Origin of the sequence: Rhizobium sp. N324 (genome assembly GCF_001664485.1) — a bacterium.
Taxonomy (GTDB): domain Bacteria; phylum Pseudomonadota; class Alphaproteobacteria; order Rhizobiales; family Rhizobiaceae; genus Rhizobium.
Genome location: NZ_CP013630.1, coordinates 2551195 through 2570913, shown reverse-complemented (window position 1 = coordinate 2570913; position 19719 = coordinate 2551195). Strand labels below are relative to the sequence as shown.

Here is a 19719-nt window from a genome sequence, read left to right as displayed (position 1 = left end):
AAACCGCGGCACACTTTTGCGCGACATGCTTTAGGGATGGTTGGCGATGAAGCCTGCGACGTTTTCCTTGGTCGTCAGCGTCGCATCCATCAGCTGGACCGGGGGTACCTTTTCTCCGGCGACAAGCTTGGCTGCGTTTTCAACCGCATCGCGACCCATCTTCTGCGTCTGCTGTGTCGCCGTTACGTTGAAGACACCCTTGCTGAGGGCTTCGAGAGCCGCGGTGTCGCCATCGAAACCGCCAACCACGATCTTCTGCGACGGATTGGCGACCTTGATCGCCTGGGCAGCGCCAAGGGCGAGACCGTCGGCCTGTGCGAAAACGATCGAAACGTCCGGGTTTGCCTGCAGCATGTTCTGCATGATCTGGAAGCCTTCGTCCTGGCTCCAGATGTTCGAGAACTGCTCGGCGACAACCTTCACGTCAGGATAGGCCTTGAGGGATTCAGCGCAGCCCTTCGAGCGATCGACTTCCGGCGTCGTGCCCTTCTGGCCGTGGATGATGACCATCTTCCCCTTGCCGCCGGCTTCCTTCAGAATGTAGTCGCACACCGCCTTGGCTGAGGCGACGGAATCCGTTGCGAGGAAGGTATCGCCCGGTGCACCCTCGGCGTTGCGGTCGACGTTAACGACCGGGATGCCGGCGCTCTTGGCCAGCTTGACCGGAACGGTCGCGGCCGCTGCACCTGCCGGAATGTAGATCAGCGCGTCGATTTTCTGGGTCAGAAGATCCTGGATCTGGTTGACCTGCGTCGGTCCGTCGCCCTTTGCGTCGACCGTGATGACTTCGATGCCGCGCTTCTTGGCTTCGGCCTCGACCGATTGCTTGATCTGGTTGAAGAAGTTTGCCTGAAGATTGGCAACGGCGAGGCCGAGCTTCTTCAGTTCCGCCGCGTGCACGGGGCCGAGCATGAGACCGAGCAGTGCAGCAGATGCGAGCATGGTGCGCGCTATTTTCATTGTATTTCCTCCGTTGTTTGATGGAACCCTCGGGTATGTCCTCCCCCTCGGGGCACTGATCCGCCCCCAATTTCGGGGCGGAATTTTGGGCCCGCCAACGCGGCGGACCCTGCTCGTCAGGCGCGACGCCGACGAATGGTCTCCGCGCCGACCGCGAGCACGATGACGATGCCGATGATCACCTGCTGCAGGAACGGCGAGACGTTGAGAAGATTGAGCCCGTTGCGCAGCACGCCGATGATCAGGACGCCGATCAGCGTTCCGCCGATGCCGCCCGCGCCGCCGGAGAGCGAAGTCCCGCCGATGACGACAGCGGCAATGGTGTCCAGCTCGTAGCCGAGACCGCTTGATGGTTGGACGGAATCCAGCCGGGCGGCGAGCACGATGCCCGCAAGCCCCGCAAGGACGGCACTCACGACATAGACTGATATCGTCACGAGGGGCACGTTGATGCCGGCCAGCCGCGCGACTTCGGCGTTTCCGCCCACCGCATAGAGCATGCGTCCCTCGGAGCGGAAGTGCAGGAAGAGCCAGGCCGCGAGAACAACCGCGAGCATGAGAAAGACCGTGGCCGTCATGACGCCGAAATGGCGATCGATTGCCAGCATCATGAACCAGTCAGGGAATCCGACGATCTGCTGGCCGTCCGTGATCATGTTGGCGACGCCGCGCGCCGCAGACATCATCGCAAGCGTGGCGATGAAGGCTGGGACCCTGAACTGGGTGACCAGAAGTCCGACGATCAGGCCGGAAAATGCCGATGCGATCAGCGCAAAGACGATCCCGACCGGCAGCGGCAGGCCGGCGACGTTGGCGGTCCAGCCCATGACCATCATGGCCAGGGCGAGTGCCGAGCCGACGGAGAGATCGATGCCGCCAATCAGGATGACGAAGGTCATTCCAACAGCCATGATGCCGAGAACGGTGATCTGGTCGAGGATGTTGAGGCCGTTTCGAACCGAAAGAAACGTGTCCGTGCTGAGGCTCAGAAAGACGCACAGCGCCAGCAATCCCACGAGCGGACCTGTCGCTCCCTTGAGCTTGCTCAGCCAGGCGCCGGACGAAAGCCCGTGTTCATTGATATCGAGCGCCACCATTGCTCCTCCCTCTGCCTAGGCTTGTATTTCAATATTCGCTCAGGTTAGAATAATTATTCACTCCTGCTGGAAAATTCATTAACAACTTGCTTTCCAGCTGTCAACAAGATTTCTGGCGGCGCTTACGCTGGCAGCCTCGTTTAAGGGGCTTGACTAATCGGTATGTTGTGCAAAAATATTGGATAGTGAATATTTATGCACGCGAGGAATCATGGATAGGACAGAACTTGAGCGCATCGCCCGCGAGATCCGATTGCGCGATCTTCAGGCGGTCTTCGAAGCGGGCGCCGGCCATATTGGCGGGGAGATGTCGGTCATCGACATTTTGACGGCGCTCTATTTTCGTGTGCTGAAGGTCTGGCCGGATCAGCCGAAGCATCCCGACCGCGACAGGTTCGTTCTTTCAAAGGGACATACGGCCTGCGCTCTCTATGTGACGCTCGCCAAACGCGGCTTCATTCCGGAGGAGGAGATTTCCACCTTTTTGCAGCCGCATTCGAGGCTGAACGGGCATCCGAATTGCAACAAGGTTCCCGGCGTCGAAACGAATACCGGGCCGCTCGGCCACGGTCTTCCGGTCGCCGTCGGAATGGCGAAAGCCGCCAAACTCGCCGGCGCTGGATATCACACTTATGTCGTCACCGGCGACGGTGAGATGCAGGAGGGCTCCAACTGGGAGGCGATCATGGCGGCCGCGCAGTTCAAGCTCGACAACTTGACGCTGGTGATCGACCACAACAGGTTCCAGCAGGGTGCGGCGCTTTCGGAAACCAACGATCTCGCTCCGCTTCGGCCGAAGCTCGAGGCCTTCGATTGGGACGTCACCGAGATCAACGGCAACGATATGAGCGAGATCGTTCCGGCGCTCGAACACCGGGGATCGAGACCGCATTGTATTGTTGCCCATACCAACAAGGGCCATGGAATTTCGTTCATGCAGGACCGGGTCGACTGGCACCACAAGGTGCCCAATAAGGAACAATACGAAATCGCATTGGCAGAATTGTCGGAGGCACTCTAATGAACGCGCCAGTAAACCCACCCAAGCTCCACGATTGCCGCGACGCCTTTGCCTCCACGCTCGAGCGGCTGGCAGCTGAAAACGAAACGATCGTTGCCGTCTGCAACGACTCCGTCGGTTCCTCCAAGCTCGGCGGTTTCAAGTCGAAGTTTGGAGAGCGCCTCGTCAACGTCGGCATTGCCGAGCAGAACATGGTCGGCGTTGGAGCGGGCCTTGCCAATGGCGGGCGTCTTCCATTCGTGTGCGCCGCTGCGCCGTTTCTCACGGGACGGTCGCTGGAGCAGATCAAGGCTGATATTTCCTACTCGAATGCCAACGTCAAGCTGGTCGGCATTTCCTCCGGAATGGCATATGGCGAACTCGGTCCGACGCATCACTCCATCGAGGATTTCGCCTGGCTGCGGGTCCTGCCCAATCTTCCGGTCATTGCGCCCTGTGACCGCATCGAAACCGCTGCCGCGGTCGAGTGGGCCGCGGCCTATAACGGGCCATGTTTCCTGCGTCTGTCGCGGGTCGGTGTGCCGGATCTGCTTCCGGAGGGGCATAGGTTCGAACTCGGCAAGGCCAATCTGCTTCGCCAGGGTTCCGACGTCACGCTTATCGCCAACGGCACCTTGACCCATCGGATTGTCAAGGCGGCAGAGATTCTCGCTGGCCGCGGCATCAATGCCAGAGTGCTCAACCTCGCCACGGTTCGTCCGATCGACGAGGAAGCCATCATCGCCGCGGCGAGGGAAACCGGAGCGATCGTCACCGCCGAAGAGCATTCGATCTTTGGCGGGCTCGGTTCCGCGGTCGCCGAAGTGGTGGTCGACAATGCTCCGGTGCCGATGAAGCGTCTCGGCGTTCCCGGCGTCTATGCCCCCACAGGTTCGGCAGAATTCCTGCTCGACGAATACGGGATGTCGCCATCGGCAATCGCCGACGCTGCACAGTCGCTGATCAAGCGTAAGTAAACTGGGATGGCGTGACCGGCCGGGAGGTTTTTGTCGCCCGGCCGCCACCTGATCCGGGAGGATGGAATGCGGGCAATTCTGGCAATCGACCAGGGCACGACCAATTCGAAAGCAGTTCTCGTTTCCGAACAGGGAGACATCGTCGGAAGGGGTTCGGCTCCTGTCGGCATCTCCTATCCGAAGCCGGGCTGGGTCGAACAAGACCCGCGCCGGCTCTACGCATCGGTCTGCGAAGCGATCGACGCCTGCCTGAAGGCCAGCCCGGCTGTAAGCATCGAGGCGGTCGCCATTTCCAACCAGCGCGAGTCCGTCACCGCCTGGGACGCCGAAACGGGAGAGCCGCTCGGACCGGTGGTCAGCTGGCAGTGCCGTCGAACCGCGCAGGATTGCGAACGTCTGATTGCCGAAGGCCGCGCTGACCGTGTGCAGGCGCTGACCGGCCTGCCATTGGATCCGATGTTCCCGGGTTCGAAACTCCGATGGCTGCTCGACCGGATTCCAGCCGAGCGGCCAGTGCGGCTGGGAACGATCGACAGTTGGCTCGTCCACTGCCTGACGGGCGGACGCCGGCATGTCTGCGACGCTTCCAACGCCGCCAGGAGCCAGCTGTTCGATCTGCGGGAACAGAAATGGAGCGAGGAGCTTGGCGAGATCTTCGGCGTCGATATCGCGCTCCTGCCCGAGGTGCTCGACAGTTCCGCCGATTTCGGCAGGACGCAAGGATTGCCAGGGGTGCCGGATGGCACTCCAATCATGGCCGCGATCGGAGACAGCCACGCAGCCTTGTTCGGCCATGGAGCCTTCAAGCCGGGCGACGGCAAGGTGACCTTCGGAACCGGCTCTTCTATCATGACGACGCTGCCGCAATTCATTGCCCCGCGCAACGGGGTCACAACCACCGTCGCATGGCGTATCGGGGGAAAACCGACTTTCGCCTTCGAAGGCAATATTCTGGTTTGCGCCGCCAGCCTTCCCTGGATGGCGGATATTCTCGGCCTTGAAGATGTGGCGGCCCTTGTCGAACTCGCTGCGAGCGCTGCGCCTGGCGGACCCGGTTTCGTGCCGGCCTTCGTCGGACTGGGGGCGCCTTACTGGCATTCCGACGCCCGTGCCCTGTTCTCGCAGATCAACTTCAACACGACACGGGCGCAAATGGCGCGGTCGGTCACCGATTCCATCGCCTTCCAGGTGCATGACGTGATCGCGGCGATGCGGGCGCAAAGCGGCGGCGAACTCGGCGCGCTCCATGTGGATGGCGGACCGAGCCAGAACCGCTTCCTGATGCAGTGCGTCTCGAACCTCATCCAACATCCCGTCATCCAATGCGAAGCACCCGAGGCGTCGGCGCTGGGCGCCGCCTATCTGGCGGGGTTGTCCCTCGGCTTGTGGAGCGACCTCCACATGGTCGCGGGCTTGCCGCGAAACACCCAGACCATTCAGCCGCAACCCGTCGATCGAGCAGCGCTTCTGCAGACCTGGAATGATGCGCTCGCCCGCTCGACGTCCCGCGAAACACAGGCTAAAGGTGAATAAAAATTCACTCTGGGATTAGCGATGACTCGCCTCAACGAACTCCGCCTCATTTCAAGGGTCGCCCAGATGTACCACATCGAGGGTCGGCGGCAGGCGGAGATCGCACAGCACCTTCGCCTGTCGCAGGCGACGGTGTCGCGCATGCTCAAGCGTGCCGAGGCTGAAGATATCGTGCGAACCAGCGTCATTCCTCCCGTCGGCACCTACAGCGAACTCGAGAGCGCGCTTCGCGAAAAATACGATCTGCCGGAGGCGATCGTCGTGGAGTGCACGGAAGACCGGGACGGCGCCATCATGGCCCGTATCGGCGAGGCAGCGGCGCATCTCCTGGAGGTGACGCTGGCGCCGGGGGAGATCATCGGCGTTTCGAGCTGGAGCCAGACCATTTTCAAGATGGTCGAGAATATTCATCCGCAGAAGAGCGCTCAGGTGAAATACGTCGTCCAGACCCTTGGCGGCATGGGCGATCCTTCGGTGCAGACGCACGCTACACAGCTGACCACGCGGCTTGCACGGCTGACCGGCGCCGAGCCGAAACTGCTCCCCGTGCAGGGCGTGACGACGTCGAGGGAGGCAAAGCTTCTGATGCAGGCCGACCCGTTCGTCCGCGAGACGATGGATCTATTCGGCAGCATAACGCTTGCGATCGTCGGTATAGGAGCTGTCGAACCCTCCGAACTTCTCGCACGCTCCGGCAACATCTTTTCGTCTCGCGAACTCTCCGATCTCGCGGAAGCGGGCGCCGTCGGCGATATTTCGCTTCGCTTCTTCGATAAAAACGGCAAGCCGGTCAAGACGCCCCTGGATGACCGGGTCATCGGGCTGCCGCTCGAGGATTTGGAGCGCGTGGACCGGGTCATTGCGCTCGCCGGCGGAGCCAAAAAGACTGACGCTATTGCAGGGGCGCTGCGCGTCGGGGTCATCGACATGCTTGTTACGGACAAGTTTACGGCGCAGCGATTGATCGATTGATCAGGCAGGCTGATTGCCAGCCTCAATGCGCCGTCCCATCCACGATCACATGATCATGGTCCAGCGAGCATTTCTCCACGCGGGCTTCGACCCTATAAATCTCCCGCAGCATTTCGGCGGTGACGACGTCCCTGGGGGTGCCGCAGGCGCGCATGCGGCCGTTGGCGATGAGGAGGACTTTGTCGGCGAAGCGCAGCGCCTGGTTGAGGTCGTGGATGGCGACGAGGACGATCATGCCTTTGGCACGGGCGCGGCGGCGCATGAAGTCGAGGACTTCGACCTGGCGGTGGAGGTCGAGGGCGCTGGTGGGTTCGTCCATCAGCATGATTTCCGGTTCGCGGACGAGCGCCTGGGCGATCGAGACGAGCTGGCGCTGGCCTCCGGACAGCGCCCCGAGATCGCGGAAGGCGAGTGCTGCGATATCGAGCGCCGCCATGATCTCGTCGATGAAGTGCAGGTCATTGTCGCCGACGGCCCAGGACTGGCCCTGCTTGCGGGCGAGGAGAATGGATTCGTAGACGGTCAGCACCGCATTGGCGGAGGTATCCTGCGGCATGTAGCTGATGGCGTTCTTCGCCTTCGAGCCTTCGACGACAACATCGCCCGGACCCTTGAGCAGGCCGGTGATGCGTTTGAACAGCGTCGACTTGCCGGCGGCGTTCGGGCCGATGACAGCGACGATCTCGCCCGATTTCATCACCGGCGTCGTCACATCTTCGACGAAGAGCTTGCGGCCGTGATAGGCGCCGACCGATTGCAACTGAAGCGCTACCATGACCGGCTCCTGTTCGAGAGGATGAGCGAGAAGAAGAAGGGCACGCCGACCAGCGCGGTGATGATGCCGATCGGGAAGACGACGCCGGGGATGATCGACTTCGAGACGATCGAGGTCAGCGACAGCAGCAGCGCGCCTGACAGAATCGAGCCCGGCAGGAAGAAGCGCTGATCCTCGCCGAGAATCATGCGGGCGATATGGGGGCCAACGAGGCCGACGAAACCGATGGTGCCGACGAAGCTGACGGGGACTGCGGCCAGCAGCGAGACGACAAGCATGGTTTCCAGCCGAATGCGGCGGACATTGACGCCGAAGCTCGCGGCCTTGTCCTCGCCGAGGCGGATGGCGGTCAGCGCCCAGGCATTGCGGGCGAAGAGCGGAAGGGCAATCAGCAGAACGGCGAGCGTCACCCAGATCTTCGGCCAGGTGGCTTTTGTGAGGCTGCCCATCGTCCAGAAGACGACTGCCGACAGCGCCTGTTCGGAGGCGAGATATTGCAGGAAGGCGAGGGCCGCGTTGAAGGTGAAAACCAGGGCGATGCCGAGCAGCACCACTGTTTGCACCGAGACGCCGCGGGCCTGCGAGACGAAATGGATGAAAAGTGTCGCAATCAGCGCCATGATGAAGGCATTGACCGGCACGAGCAGGCCGGCGGCGACCGGCAGCAGCGGAACGCTGGTGACGATCGCCAGAGCCGCGCCGAAGCTTGCCGCCGCCGAGATGCCGAGCGTGAAGGGGCTGGCCAGCGGATTGGCGAGGATCGTCTGCATCTGCGCACCGGCGACGGAGAGCGAGGCACCGACGACGATCGCCATCACGGCGACCGGCATGCGGATATTCCAGACGACGGCCCGCACCTGATCGGAAACGGAGGAGGGGTCGAGGAGGGCGGCGACGACCTCACTGAGGCTGTAGCGGGCCGGTCCCCAGGCGAGATCGACTGAGAAGGACAGGCAGAGCGCCGCCGTCATGGCGGCTAGGATCAAAAGCTTGCGCCGGGTGAGGGCGCGGTAGCGCTCCCTCCCAGCTTCTCCTTCAACCGATATGGCGGCGATCTCGGCCATTTCGGACTACTGGCTCGCCTTGGCATCGACCCAATAACCCGGCTGATAGGCGACCGGCAGGAATTTTTCGTGGAATTCCTTGAAGGTGGCATCCGGATCGAGATCGGCAAAGAGGTTCGGGTGGAACCACTTGGCGAGCTGCTGCACGGCGACGAATTGATAGGGGCTGGTATAGAACTGGTGCCAGATCGCATGGACGTTGCCGCCGGCAACTGCCCTGGAGCCGGTGAAAGCCGGGTTTTCCATCAGCGTGTTCAGCGCCTTGCGGCTGTCGGTGAAGGTCGCGGCCGCATTCGGGCCGACATTGACGAAGTCCTTGGCATCCTTGGTCTGGCTCCAGTTGGAGCCGGTGACGACGATGACATCGGGATTGGAGGCGACGACCTGTTCGGCATTGATCGAACCGGTATAGCCCGGCAGGAAATCGGAGCCGAGGTTATGGCCGCCGGCCAGATCGACCATCAGGCCGAAATTATCGGGGCCGAAGGTGCCGCAGCATTCCACCAGGCCGGCGGCGCGGTACATGAAGACATTCGGCTTCGGCGGATTGGCGGCCTTCAGCCTGTCGGTGACGCGCGCCATCTGCTCTTTCCAGTAGGCAGCGACGGCTTCGGCGCGGTCCTCATGGCCAAAGAGCTGGCCGAGGATCTTCAGGCTCGGCTCGGTGTTGGCGAGAATATGCTCGCGAAAATCGATATAGACGATCTTCACGCCGATACCGGCGAGCATGTCCTTGAGCTTGACTTCGTCGGCTGCCGTCTTGTTGCCGATCGGCAGCAAAAGCACATCGGGATGTAGCTTGACGACGGTCTCGGTCTGTAGCGTGCCATCCGTCAGATTGCCGAGGAAGGGCAGGTCCTTGCCTTTGGGAAACTTCGCGACATAGGCGTTGAAGCCGTCCTTATCGGTGGTCCAGAGATCGTTGCGCCAGCCGACGATCTTGGCGAAGGGATCTTCCTTCTCGATCGGCGCGACGGCGTAGAGCATGCGGCCTTCCCCAAGGATCACACGCTCGACCGGCTTGTCGAAGCTGACTTCGCGGCCGGCGACATCCTTGACGGTGAAGGACTGCGCCCAGGCCGAAAGCGGCATCAAGCCGGCAATCGCAGCTGCGGACACTGCGAGCAGTTTTGCGAAATTCATCTGGAAATTCCCCTGACGTCTGAATAATGTCCGCAGGCATAAGAAATATGACTTTGTGAATCAAGTTATATGTTTTAGAGCCTTTCCAAACTGATGCCATGCCGGGGTGCCTTGCGATGAATTCGATGAATACCAACTACTCGATCCGCGACGAAATTCGCGATTTCTGGTCGGAGCGGGCTGAGACCTTCGACCAGAGCGTCGGCCATGAAATCTTTTCGGAAGGCGAGCGGAAGGGCTGGCAGCGGCTGATCCGGAAGCATCTCGGCGAAGGGCAGGGGCGCGCAGCACTCGATCTCGCCTGCGGCACCGCCGTGATATCGCATCTGATGAATGATGTCGGCTTCAGGGTCACCGGGCTCGACTGGTCGGACGCGATGCTGGCGAAGGCGCGCGCCAAGGCGAAGAAGCGCGGCACCGATATCCGCTTCATCTCCGGCGACGCCGAAAGCACCATGGAGCCGCGGGACAGCTACGACGTCATCACCAACCGGCACCTTGTCTGGACGCTGGTGGACCCAGCCTCGGCCTTCAAGGAATGGTTCGCGGTGCTGAAGCCAGGCGGCAAAGTGCTGATCCTCGACGGCAATATGGGCAAGGAGACCTGGGTCAAGGGCCTGCAGAAGCTTTGGACGAAGATCACTGGCAAGCCGGCTGCGAGCCATATGTCGCCGGAGATGATGGCGCGGCACCAGAAGATCCGCTCGCGCGTGCATTTCTCCCATGACATGCCGGCCGAAGCGGTCGTCGAGCTTCTGCGCAAGGCCGGATTTGTGGACATCGTCGTCGACCGCAAGCTTGGGGACATTCATTGGGCGCAGGCGCGCAAGATGCCGTTTCTCAGGGGGCTGGAGCGGATGGTGCAGGAGCGGTTTGCGATTTGTGCGCGTAAGCCTGGGTGATGAGGGCTGCGGCTTCTCCCTCTTCTCCCCAGCGGGGAGAAGGTGGCCCGCAGGGTCGGATGAGGGGGGCCGCGGCACTGCATTTAATGCCCTTCGCTTGCGCTCAGCGCATTCGCTCCTGTCGTCGCTCCCCCCTCATCTGCCCTGAAGGGCATCTTCTCCCCGCTGGGGAGAAGAGGGAAATTTCCGCACCGTATCCCGGCCCTCCGCTTGGGCTCAGGGCGTTCGGCCCTGCGATCGATTCACTGGATCGATCGCTCCCCGCTTTGCGGGGACCGGGCCTCACCCACCAGTGACACTCATATGCCGCGCCACGGCCGGCCTATTGTGCGTGCGGTCGATGATGAAGTCGTGGCCCTTCGGTTTGCGGGTGATGGCCTCGTCGATGGCGGTGTGGAGGAGGGAATCGTCTTCGGTGGCGCGCAGTGCGGTGCGAAGATCGGCGGCGTCGTTCTGGCCGAGGCACATATAGAGCGTGCCGGTGCAGGTCAGGCGGACGCGATTGCAGCTCTCGCAGAAATTATGGGTCATCGGCGTGATGAAGCCGAGGCGGCCGCCGGTCTCCGTGACCCTGACGTAACGGGCCGGGCCGCCGGTGTGGTAATCGATATCGCTGAGGGTGAACTGCTTTTCCAGATCGGTGCGCAGCTCGGAGAGAGGCAGGTACTGGTCGGTGCGGTCCTCGTCTATCTCGCCCATCGGCATGGTTTCGATCACCGTCAGGTCCATGCCGCGGCCATGGGCGAAGCGCAGGAGATCGGGCATCTCGGCGTCGTTGAAATCCTTCAGCGCCACGGCGTTGAGCTTGATCTTGATGCCGGCCTTCTGCGCCGCGTCGATGCCTTCCATCACCTTGGCGAAATCGCCCCAGCGGGTGATCTTGCGGAACTTATCGGGATCGAGCGTATCGAGCGAGACGTTGATGCGGCGCACGCCGCACTCGTAGAGCTCCTCGGCATGGCGGGAGAGCTGCGAGCCATTGGTGGTCAGCGTCAGCTCGTCGAGGCCGGAACCGATTTTTTCGCCGAGCTGGCGGACAAGATACATGATGTTCTTGCGCACCAGCGGTTCGCCGCCGGTCAGCCGGATCTTCCTCACACCCTTGGCGACGAAGGCGGAACAGAGCCGGTCGAGCTCTTCCAGCGTCAACAGGTCCTTCTTCGGCAGGAAGGTCATGTTCTCGGCCATGCAATAGGTGCAGCGGAAATCGCAGCGGTCGGTGACGGAGACGCGCAGATAGGTGACGGCCCGGCCGAACGGGTCGATCATCGGATGTGCATCCGCCGTGAGCGGCGATGCATCGCCTATCGTTCCTACCCTGGTATTCAACTGGATCTCCGTACTCTCTTCAATGTGGGCATATGCTATTGTCGCGTCAAGGGAAACAGCCGGTGCGCGCATGCCAATTTCAGCTTGCGCTGAAAAACATCAGCGCCTACTCCTCGCAGGAGAAGAGGACAAAATGATGAGCGATATCTGGCCGAGCGAAATTCGCGTTTCGAAAGACCGGCAGCGGTTGGCGGTGACCTTCGACGACGGCCGGAGCTTCGAGCTGTCGGCTGAGCTTTTGCGCGTGCTGTCGCCGTCGGCCGAGGTGCAGGGCCACGGGCCGGGACAGCGGGTGACGGTGCCGGGCAAGCGCAACGTCGCGATCATCTCGATGACGCCGACCGGCAATTATGCCGTCAGGATCGGTTTCGACGACATGCACGATACCGGCATCTATACCTGGACTTATCTGCGCGAACTCGGCGAACGGGGCGCGGAGCTGTTTTCGGCCTATGAGGACGAGCTCCGCGAAAAAGGCATGAACCGCGACACGGCGGAAAAGCCGCGCTGAAATCAACGGGTATCGGGGGATACATGACAAAAGCGAACGGAAAGAACTGGCTGCGCGCCAAGGGGAGTGCGGCCGGCAGCAAGGTGACCTTCCTCGAACTGTTCTTCGACCTGGTCTTCGTCTTTTCGATCTCGCAGCTTTCGCATGCGCTTGCCGCTCATTATACGCCGCTTGGTGCCGCCGAAGCGGCGCTGATGACCTTTGCGGTCTGGTGGGTATGGATCTTCACCGCCTGGGTGACCAACTGGCTCGATCCCGACAAGATGCCGGTGCGCGGCATGCTTGTGGCGCTGATGATGCTGGGGCTGCTGCTGTCGGCCTCCCTTCCCGAGGCCTTCGGCGACAAGGGGTTGCTCTTTGCCGGTGCCTATGTGGCGATGCAGGTCGGGCGCTCGCTGTTTGCGACCTATGCGATGACACGCGTCGACCGCGCCAATACGCTGAATTTCGTCCGCATCACCACCTGGCTCATCGTTGCAGGCGTCTTCTGGATTGCCGGCGGGCTGCTGGAGCATGAAGCCCGGCTGATCGCCTGGGTGATCGCGCTGGCGATCGAATATGCCGGGCCGGCCGCGGGCTTTGCGGTGCCGGGCCTCGGCCGCTCCGTTCCCAGCGACTGGGATGTCTCCGGCGCGCATATGGCCGAGCGCTGCGCGCTCTTCGTCATCATCTGCCTCGGCGAAGCGATCCTGGTTTCCGGACGCACCTTTTCGGAGCTGCCGGTTTCAGGATTGACCGGGATCGTCTTCGTCACCGGCTTCGTCGGCACGGTCGCCATGTGGTGGCTTTATTTCCGTTTCGGCCACGGGCGCGCCGCCCACCGCATCGAACATGAGGCGACGCCGGGGGCGTTGGCGCGGCAGGCCTTCACCTATGGACATATCCCGATCTTGGCCGGCATCATCGTGCATGCGGTGGCCGTCGAGTTCATGTTCTCGCATCCGCACGAGACCGGCGATTTCGGCATTGCTGCGGCGGTGCTCGGCGGCTCCGGCCTGTTCCTGATCGGCAATCTCTGGTTCAAGGGCGCGACCAGCGGGCAGCTGCCGCTGTCGCATCTTGCCGGCCTCGTGTTGCTGATCCTGCTCGCCTTCTCAGCCCCCTTCATCGAGATCTATCTGCTGGGCATTCTGGCGACGCTGGTGCTGATCGTCGTCGCCGCCTGGGAATACCGCTCGCTGAGCGGTACATCGCCGGCGCCGACGCTGCATTGATCATCAGTCGTCGTCGCTGAGATCCTTGAGCAGGGTGGCGATGATGCGCTCCATCGAGATGGCCGTCGCCATGCATTGTTCGATCGGTTCGTCGGAGAGCGTGCGTTCGATGAGGTCGGTCTGGATCGCCATCGCCGCCTCGGTCAGCCGGCGGCCTTCCCCGGTGAGGTAGAGGCGCAGCACGCGCTTGTCGCGCGCGTCGCCGCGCCGCTCTATCAGCTCCCGTTTTTCCATCTGCGGCAAGAGCATGCTCATATTGGAGCGGCCGACCAGCAGCTTGCGCGCCAGCTCCTGCTGCGAGATGCCTTCGAAACGATAGAGATTGACCAGAATATCGAGGTGCGGCGGCTTGATGTCGAGATCGGCCAGCGAGCGGGTCAGCGACTGCTGCATCAGCTGGCAGGCGCGCGCCACCGCGATCCAGCTGCGAAAACGCGGATGATCCCAGGGAAGGGATTGATTTTTGTTCATCGTTGTACTTTATTGTTCAGTGTTGAACAGTCTTTTGGATTCTCACTATGGCAAATTTTGCGCTGGAGGTCACCCGTCTGGGTTTTTCGGCTCTGCAGGCGGTTTCACCGGAGCTGGCCGGCAGGATGGCATTCCGGCTGTTCTGCCGCACACCGTCGCCGCGGCCGAAGGGCGCGAAGGCAAAGGCGGCGCACGCCGCGGGCGCGGCCCGGCTTGCCGGCGCCGAGCATTTTACCCTCAAGCTTGCCAGCGGGGCGAAAGCGCATGCCTATCGGCTGAACGGCGGGGCGAGGGGAAAACGCCCGCGTTTCCTGGTGACGCATGGCTGGGGCTCGAGTGGCGAATATATGGCCGAGCTCGTCTCGATGCTTGCGGCAACCGGTGCGGAAGTGGTGGCGCTCGATTTTCCCGGCCACGGGCGCGCCGGCGGGTGTTCCCTGCATATGGGGCTTGCGGTCGGTGCGATCGCCGCGGCCGGGGAGCGGTTCGGCACCTTCGATGCGGTCATCGGCCATTCCTTTGGCGGTGCGGCGCTGATGGTCTCGGCGGCCGGCCTGCTGCCCGACATGGGGCCTGTTGCCTGCGAACGGCTGGTGCTGATCGGCGCGCCAAGCGAGATGCGCTGGCTGTTTGTCGATTTCGGCCGGATGATCGGCCTTCGCCCCGCGGCGCAGGCTGCGCTGGAGAATGAGGTTTATCGCGTCACCGGGAGGCGACTTGAGGCGTTCGACGCGGACAATACGGCAGGCGGCATCGGCCGGCCGGTGCTCGTCATCCATGCCGAGGACGACAAGGAGGTGCCGCCGGCCCATGCCAGGCGGTACGGTGCGGCGGGTGCAAGTGTGCGCCTGTTCTGGGCGAACGGCTTCGGGCACCGGCGCATCGTGGGCGCAGCGCCGGTGTTTGGCGCGATTGCGGCTTTTCTCGACGGCGATCGGGGTGAAGAGGGCGCGTTTGACGAAAGCATCAAAAAAGTTGCGGAGATCATTCCGTTTTTTGAGCTTCCGGCGCGGCGCGCGACATTGTAGCGTCCGGCGCGAAGATCAAGCCGCGGCGGGACGCCTCATGAAAATCATCAGCAGCATCGAAGAGCTCAACACGATCTACGGCGCCGGCCTGTCACAGGCCTCGGTCGACAAGGTGACCAGGCGGCTGACGCCGCTTTATCGCGAGATGATCGAGATCTCGCCGTTCGCGGCGCTTGCAACCGTCGGGCCGGAAGGGCTCGACTGTTCACCGCGCGGCGATCTCGGCGGGGTGGTGCGCGTCGTCGACGACGGGACGCTGCATCTGCCGGACTGGCGCGGCAACAACCGCGTCGATTCGCTTTCCAATATCGTGCGCGATCCGCGGCTCGCGCTGATGTTCCTGATCCCCGGCTCGAACACCACGATGCGCATCAACGGACGCGGCGTCGTTTCCAACGACGAGGCGCTGCTTGCAGGTTTCGAGATGGACGGCAAACATCCGCGCACCGTCATCGTCATTTCGATCGACGAGGTCTATTTTCAATGCGCCCGTGCGGTGATGCGGGCCGAACTCTGGAATGCCGGGCATTTCGCCGATCCCGCAGGCCTGCCGACCCCCGGCCAGATGCTGAAGGCGGCGGTCGGCGATTTCGACCAGGAAACCTACGACCGCGAATGGCCGGGACGGGCGGCGAAGACGATGTGGTAAGCCGCTGTCACCTGTGGGTGACAGCGCGCCTGCGGCGGCGGTTCGCCGTCAGCTTTTGTAGATCAGCCAGCTCTTGGTGAAATCCTTCTGCATGCCGTCCTGATAGAGGATGGTGCAGTTGCGGCCGGCATTCTTGGCGCCGTAAAGGGCGATGTCGGTCTTGCTGTAGAGTTCGCCGGCATCCTCGGCGCTGGAGGCCATGCAGATGCCGATCGAGACGGTGATCGGGCCGTAATTCACCCGCGTGCGGGAGTTTTTGAACGGTGTCGTTTCCAGCGTGCGGCGGATGCGCTCGGCGATCGCGGTGATTTCCTCGGGCGTATTGCCGTCGATGATCAGCGCGAATTCCTCGCCGCCGGCACGGGCGACGAAGACATCGCGGCGGACATTGCTGCGGATGACCGAGGCGACGGTGGCGAGGATCTTGTCGCCGACGGGATGGCCGTAGGTGTCGTTGATCTTCTTGAAGTTGTCGATATCGGCGAGCAGCAGCGCCGTCACCGGCCGCATGCCGGGATTGTTGAAGACGGCGGCGAGGCGCTCGTCGAAGGCGCGGCGGTTGGAAAGGCGCGTCAGCGAATCGGTGTTGGCGATACGCTTGTATTCGTCCAGTTCCTTGCGGACCTGGTCCATCTCCTGCGAGCGCTGAACGACGTCTTCGACGGTGCGTTCCCCATGCGCCATGGTGTCGCCCGTCGCCTGGCTCAAAAGCTCGATGGCGTTCTCGATCAGTTCGACGCTGGCGTTGCTCTTGGAGGTGATGCGCTTATGGGTTTCGCCAAGCAGCCTGGTATAGCTTTCCAGCGAACTCTGCTCCTGCCGCAGGATCCTGAGCAGGCCGTCGAGTTCGCCCGATATGCGGCTATGGGCGTCGTCGACGACGCGGGCCGGGCTGCTGGTGAAATATTGCGCGCCGAGCGCGTCGAGTTCGGCCTGCGTCGCCTGGCTGCCAAGGGCGGCTAGTTCGCGGGTGAGCGCCGGATTGGAGCCGATATAGGCCTCGTAGAAGAGTTCGTAATTGCGCGGTATCGGCGCAACGCCCATCGAGCGCATGGCATAGGTGATCTGGCCCGCAACATCGGGAACCTGCACCTTGGGCGCGACAGCCGTATTCATCCGGCGAACTCCTCATATATTCAAAGGCAATATTCTATTTGGTAGCTTAAATTTCTTGGGAAAAGATTAAAGCGACATATACCAAATACTACATGCGACAATTGCCCTATAGGTCAATACTTCTTTCATGCCTATGATTCTGCACGGAAAAATCTATCTTTTTCGGGGTCGGCGCAGGCTGGTTATGTGAAGGAGCTGTCCGAAAAACTTACAGTTCTTCTCTGCCGGAGGTCGTATTCGACTTGTCGATATCACCCCAGGTTCAATTCCTGGAAGAAATCATTGCCCTTGTCGTCGATGACGATGAAGGCGGGGAAGTCTTCAACCTCGATCTTCCAGACCGCTTCCATGCCGAGTTCGGGATATTCGAACACTTCGACCTTGCGGATGCAGTCCTGGGCGAGGCGGGCGGCGGGGCCGCCGATCGAGCCGAGGTAGAAGCCGCCATGTTTCTTGCAGGCCTCGCGTACGGCGCGCGAGCGGTTGCCCTTGGCGAGCATCACCATCGAGCCGCCGAAGGACTGGAACTGGTCGACGTAGCTGTCCATGCGGCCGGCCGTCGTCGGGCCGAAGGAGCCGGAGGCGTAACCTACAGGCGTCTTGGCGGGACCGGCATAATAGACCGGGTGGTTTTTCAGGTAATCGGGCATGCCTTCGCCCTTTTCCAGGCGCTCGCGGATCTTGGCGTGCGCCAAGTCGCGGGCAACGATGATGGTGCCGGTGAGCGACAGGCGCGTCTTGACCGGATGCCTGGAGAGTTCGGCCAGCACTTCGGCCATCGGCCGGTTGAGGTCGATATGGACGGTCGATTCAGACAGTTTCGCTTCATCGATCTCGGGCATGTATTTCGACGGATCGGTTTCGAGCTGTTCGATGAAGATGCCGTCGCGGGTGATCTTGCCCTTGGCCTGGCGGTCGGCGGAACAGGAGACGCCAAGGCCGATCGGCAGCGAGGCGCCATGGCGGGGCAGGCGGATGACACGCACGTCATGACAGAAATACTTGCCGCCGAACTGGGCGCCGACACCCATCTGCTGTGTCAGCTTGTGGATTTCCTTCTCCATCTCGAGATCGCGGAAGGCGTGGCCGCTCTCGGAGCCTTCGGTCGGCAACTCGTCGAGATAGCGGGTCGAGGCGAGCTTGACGGTCTTCAGGTTCATCTCGGCCGAAGTGCCGCCGATGACGATTGCCAGATGGTAGGGCGGACAGGCGGCCGTACCCAACGTCAGGATCTTCTCCTTGAGGAAGTCGATCATCCGGTCATGCGTCAAAAGCGAGGGCGTGCCCTGGTAGAGGAAGGTCTTGTTGGCCGAGCCGCCGCCCTTGGCGACGAAGAGAAATTCATAGGCGTCGGTGCCTTCCTCATAGATATCGATCTGGGCCGGCAGATTGTTCCTGGTGTTCTTCTCCTCGAACATTTTCACCGGCGCGAGCTGCGAATAACGCAGGTTCTTCTTCTCATAGGCATCCATGACGCCGCGGGCGAGGGCGGCGCTGTCGCCGCCTTCGGTCCAGACCCTGCGACCCTTCTTGCCCATGATGATTGCCGTGCCGGTATCCTGGCACATGGGCAATACGCCGCCGGCAGCGATATTGGCATTCTTCAGGAGGTCGTAGGCGACGAAGCGATCATTGTCGGTCGCCTCGGGGTCGTCGAGGATCGAGGCGAGCTGCTTCAGATGGCCGGGGCGCAGCAGGTGGTTGATGTCGGCAAAGGCGGTTTCGGCGAGCAGGCGGATGCCTTCCGGCTCGACAGTCAGGATCTCCTGACCCTTGAAGGTATCGACCGACACATAATCGCTGCTGATCTTGCGATAGGCAGTGGCATCCTTGCCAAGGGGAAAGAGATCGTCAGCCATCGAAGTGACCTTTCTGGTGGGCGCGTCGCTAAATTGGAACCGATCTAAATCCCCTGTCGGGCAAAAGCAATCTGCATGCGGCGGAGTTTGGCGTTGCGGCCATGTCGTGCTGCATTTTGCCGTCGGCATGTCACACGCGCTAGGCGAGTAAAAGAAAGGGGACATCGACATTTGGTGCGAAGAGACCGACTTCAGGTTGCTTTCGGTTCGAGCCCGGTTCATATTCCCGCAGCGTTAACCTGCCGGGGCTTCCAATGCCAAATGCAAAGCCAACTGCTGTCGACGACCTTCTCGTTTTTTTCGAGCATGACTGGATCAGGGGCAATCTGCTACGCCTCGCCAGCGATCCTGAGGGAGCGCAGATGTATGCCCGCTTCGTCAATGGCGTGCGTATCGACGCCAAACATGGGCCTGACCACGAAACGATCATTGAGGGCGAGTACGGAACCTTCAAAGTGAAACCTGACGGTCATTTCACATACGAGTTGGACTACACGCTCGACGTGGTGAGGAATTTAGGGAAATACGATCAGCTCATCGAGACGCTGAGCTACAAGATGTCCGATGGCTCAGGAGGCACGGACCTAGGCGTGCTGACGCTCGCGATCGACGGCGTCAACGAAGGCGAAAAATACCACGAGGTCCTGGATTTCGACGACATGGGCGTCACGTCGAGGGCGGATAATTTCTTCCTTCCCGACTATCGGGGCTTTGCACTCTTTGTGAACGGCAGTCAGGAACTGACGCTTCTGAACGGTATCGTCTACGATACCATCCCAGGCGTCGACGCCATCACCGAGGACGGCTTCAGCGATACCGTCCTATCCCCGGGTTCAGCGCCCGTGACGTTGAAAATGGTCGACGGCGGGGAGTTCACCTTTCAGGGCGTCTCGATCGCCGACTGGCGGCATCGCCGTTTCACCTGACGCTGACGGCCATGAACGACGGCCAGATCGTCTATCAGCAGGAACTCGAGGTTACCGGTCCCAATCTCGAGGTCAGCATCGAAGACATCGACGAAATCCGCTTCGATTTCATGGGAAATTCTGTCGTGATGGACAATTTTTCGCTGTTGGTTTGACGTTTGCCGGGGCGCATCATCTCCCTCCTGTGCTCGTC

18 protein-coding genes and 1 pseudogene are annotated in these 19719 nt (G+C 61.6%); 10 read left to right on the top strand and 9 right to left on the bottom strand.

The window, feature by feature from the left end:
* Nucleotides 1-30: 30 nt before the first annotated feature.
* Nucleotides 31-960: a sugar ABC transporter substrate-binding protein gene (locus tag AMK05_RS12370; protein ID WP_003569108.1), complete on the bottom strand. Its 930-nt coding sequence runs from the start codon at nucleotides 958-960 to the stop codon at nucleotides 31-33.
* Nucleotides 961-1076: 116 nt separating this feature from the next.
* A complete protein-coding gene (locus AMK05_RS12365; RefSeq protein ID WP_064838762.1) occupies nucleotides 1077-2057 on the bottom strand; it encodes an ABC transporter permease in 981 nt (326 codons plus the stop codon).
* Between the two features lie 211 nt (nucleotides 2058-2268).
* Here AMK05_RS12365 and AMK05_RS12360 point away from each other — a divergent pair, with 211 nt between their 5' ends.
* From AMK05_RS12360 to AMK05_RS12345, 4 genes are all read left to right on the top strand, one after another.
* Nucleotides 2269-3078, top strand: coding sequence for a transketolase (locus tag AMK05_RS12360; RefSeq protein ID WP_064838760.1), 810 nt, complete (start codon nucleotides 2269-2271; stop codon nucleotides 3076-3078).
* On the top strand, nucleotides 3078-4034 hold the full coding sequence (locus AMK05_RS12355) for a transketolase family protein (protein WP_064838758.1): 957 nt from the start codon (nucleotides 3078-3080) through the stop codon (nucleotides 4032-4034). The genes AMK05_RS12360 and AMK05_RS12355 overlap by 1 nt, the downstream gene beginning before the upstream one ends.
* Before the next feature lie 66 nt (nucleotides 4035-4100).
* Complete coding sequence (locus AMK05_RS12350) at nucleotides 4101-5567, top strand: FGGY family carbohydrate kinase (RefSeq protein ID WP_064838755.1); 1467 nt, start codon at nucleotides 4101-4103, stop codon at nucleotides 5565-5567.
* Between the two features lie 21 nt (nucleotides 5568-5588).
* Complete coding sequence (locus AMK05_RS12345; protein WP_064838753.1) at nucleotides 5589-6539, top strand: sugar-binding transcriptional regulator; 951 nt, start codon at nucleotides 5589-5591, stop codon at nucleotides 6537-6539.
* A 22-nt stretch (nucleotides 6540-6561) separates the two neighbouring features.
* On the opposite strand, the gene AMK05_RS12340 is transcribed toward AMK05_RS12345, so the two are convergent.
* Genes AMK05_RS12340 through AMK05_RS12330 form a run of 3 tightly spaced genes read right to left on the bottom strand, consistent with a single transcriptional unit; the run spans nucleotide 6562 to nucleotide 9521 of the window.
* Nucleotides 6562-7314, bottom strand: a complete 753-nt coding sequence (locus AMK05_RS12340) for an ABC transporter ATP-binding protein (protein WP_064838750.1) — start codon at nucleotides 7312-7314, stop codon at nucleotides 6562-6564.
* A complete protein-coding gene (locus AMK05_RS12335) occupies nucleotides 7308-8378 on the bottom strand; it encodes a FecCD family ABC transporter permease (RefSeq protein ID WP_064838747.1) in 1071 nt (356 codons plus the stop codon). The genes AMK05_RS12340 and AMK05_RS12335 overlap by 7 nt, the downstream gene beginning before the upstream one ends.
* Nucleotides 8379-8384: 6 nt before the next feature.
* On the bottom strand, nucleotides 8385-9521 hold the full coding sequence (locus AMK05_RS12330; RefSeq protein ID WP_064838744.1) for an ABC transporter substrate-binding protein: 1137 nt from the start codon (nucleotides 9519-9521) through the stop codon (nucleotides 8385-8387).
* Nucleotides 9522-9637: 116 nt separating this feature from the next.
* Between AMK05_RS12330 and AMK05_RS12325 the strand changes: the two genes are divergently transcribed.
* Nucleotides 9638-10423 (top strand): methyltransferase domain-containing protein, encoded by a 786-nt coding sequence (locus AMK05_RS12325; protein ID WP_064838742.1) that lies wholly within the window; start codon nucleotides 9638-9640, stop codon nucleotides 10421-10423.
* Between the two features lie 282 nt (nucleotides 10424-10705).
* Here AMK05_RS12325 and moaA read toward each other — a convergent pair whose 3' ends face one another.
* A complete protein-coding gene (moaA, locus tag AMK05_RS12320) occupies nucleotides 10706-11752 on the bottom strand; it encodes a GTP 3',8-cyclase MoaA (protein ID WP_064838740.1) in 1047 nt (348 codons plus the stop codon).
* Nucleotides 11753-11888: 136 nt separating this feature from the next.
* On the opposite strand from moaA, the gene AMK05_RS12315 reads away from it, so the two are divergent.
* The gene (locus tag AMK05_RS12315; RefSeq protein ID WP_064841348.1) at nucleotides 11889-12263 is read left to right on the top strand and encodes a gamma-butyrobetaine hydroxylase-like domain-containing protein; all 375 of its coding nucleotides are present in this window, start codon (nucleotides 11889-11891) and stop codon (nucleotides 12261-12263) included.
* Nucleotides 12264-12286: 23 nt separating this feature from the next.
* Nucleotides 12287-13477 carry a low temperature requirement protein A gene (locus AMK05_RS12310; RefSeq protein ID WP_064838738.1) on the top strand — a complete coding sequence of 397 codons (1191 nt, stop codon included), beginning with the start codon at nucleotides 12287-12289 and terminating at the stop codon, nucleotides 13475-13477.
* A gap of 3 nt (nucleotides 13478-13480) precedes the next feature.
* Here AMK05_RS12310 and AMK05_RS12305 read toward each other — a convergent pair whose 3' ends face one another.
* Nucleotides 13481-13948 (bottom strand): MarR family winged helix-turn-helix transcriptional regulator, encoded by a 468-nt coding sequence (locus tag AMK05_RS12305; RefSeq protein ID WP_064838736.1) that lies wholly within the window; start codon nucleotides 13946-13948, stop codon nucleotides 13481-13483.
* A gap of 47 nt (nucleotides 13949-13995) precedes the next feature.
* Here AMK05_RS12305 and AMK05_RS12300 point away from each other — a divergent pair, with 47 nt between their 5' ends.
* Together AMK05_RS12300 and AMK05_RS12295 are read left to right on the top strand one after the other, a co-directional pair.
* The gene (locus AMK05_RS12300) at nucleotides 13996-14976 is read left to right on the top strand and encodes an alpha/beta hydrolase (protein WP_064838734.1); all 981 of its coding nucleotides are present in this window, start codon (nucleotides 13996-13998) and stop codon (nucleotides 14974-14976) included.
* A 37-nt stretch (nucleotides 14977-15013) separates the two neighbouring features.
* Nucleotides 15014-15625, top strand: a complete 612-nt coding sequence (locus tag AMK05_RS12295) for a pyridoxamine 5'-phosphate oxidase family protein (RefSeq protein WP_064838731.1) — start codon at nucleotides 15014-15016, stop codon at nucleotides 15623-15625.
* 48 nt (nucleotides 15626-15673) lie between these two features.
* Here AMK05_RS12295 and AMK05_RS12290 read toward each other — a convergent pair whose 3' ends face one another.
* Together AMK05_RS12290 and AMK05_RS12285 are read right to left on the bottom strand one after the other, a co-directional pair.
* On the bottom strand, nucleotides 15674-16741 hold the full coding sequence (locus AMK05_RS12290) for a GGDEF domain-containing protein (protein WP_064838729.1): 1068 nt from the start codon (nucleotides 16739-16741) through the stop codon (nucleotides 15674-15676).
* Between the two features lie 251 nt (nucleotides 16742-16992).
* On the bottom strand, nucleotides 16993-18600 hold the full coding sequence (locus AMK05_RS12285; protein WP_064838726.1) for a fumarate hydratase: 1608 nt from the start codon (nucleotides 18598-18600) through the stop codon (nucleotides 16993-16995).
* A 254-nt stretch (nucleotides 18601-18854) separates the two neighbouring features.
* On the opposite strand from AMK05_RS12285, the pseudogene AMK05_RS12280 reads away from it, so the two are divergent.
* A pseudogene (locus AMK05_RS12280) lies at nucleotides 18855-19681 on the top strand (VCBS domain-containing protein).
* Nucleotides 19682-19719 lie beyond the last annotated feature (38 nt).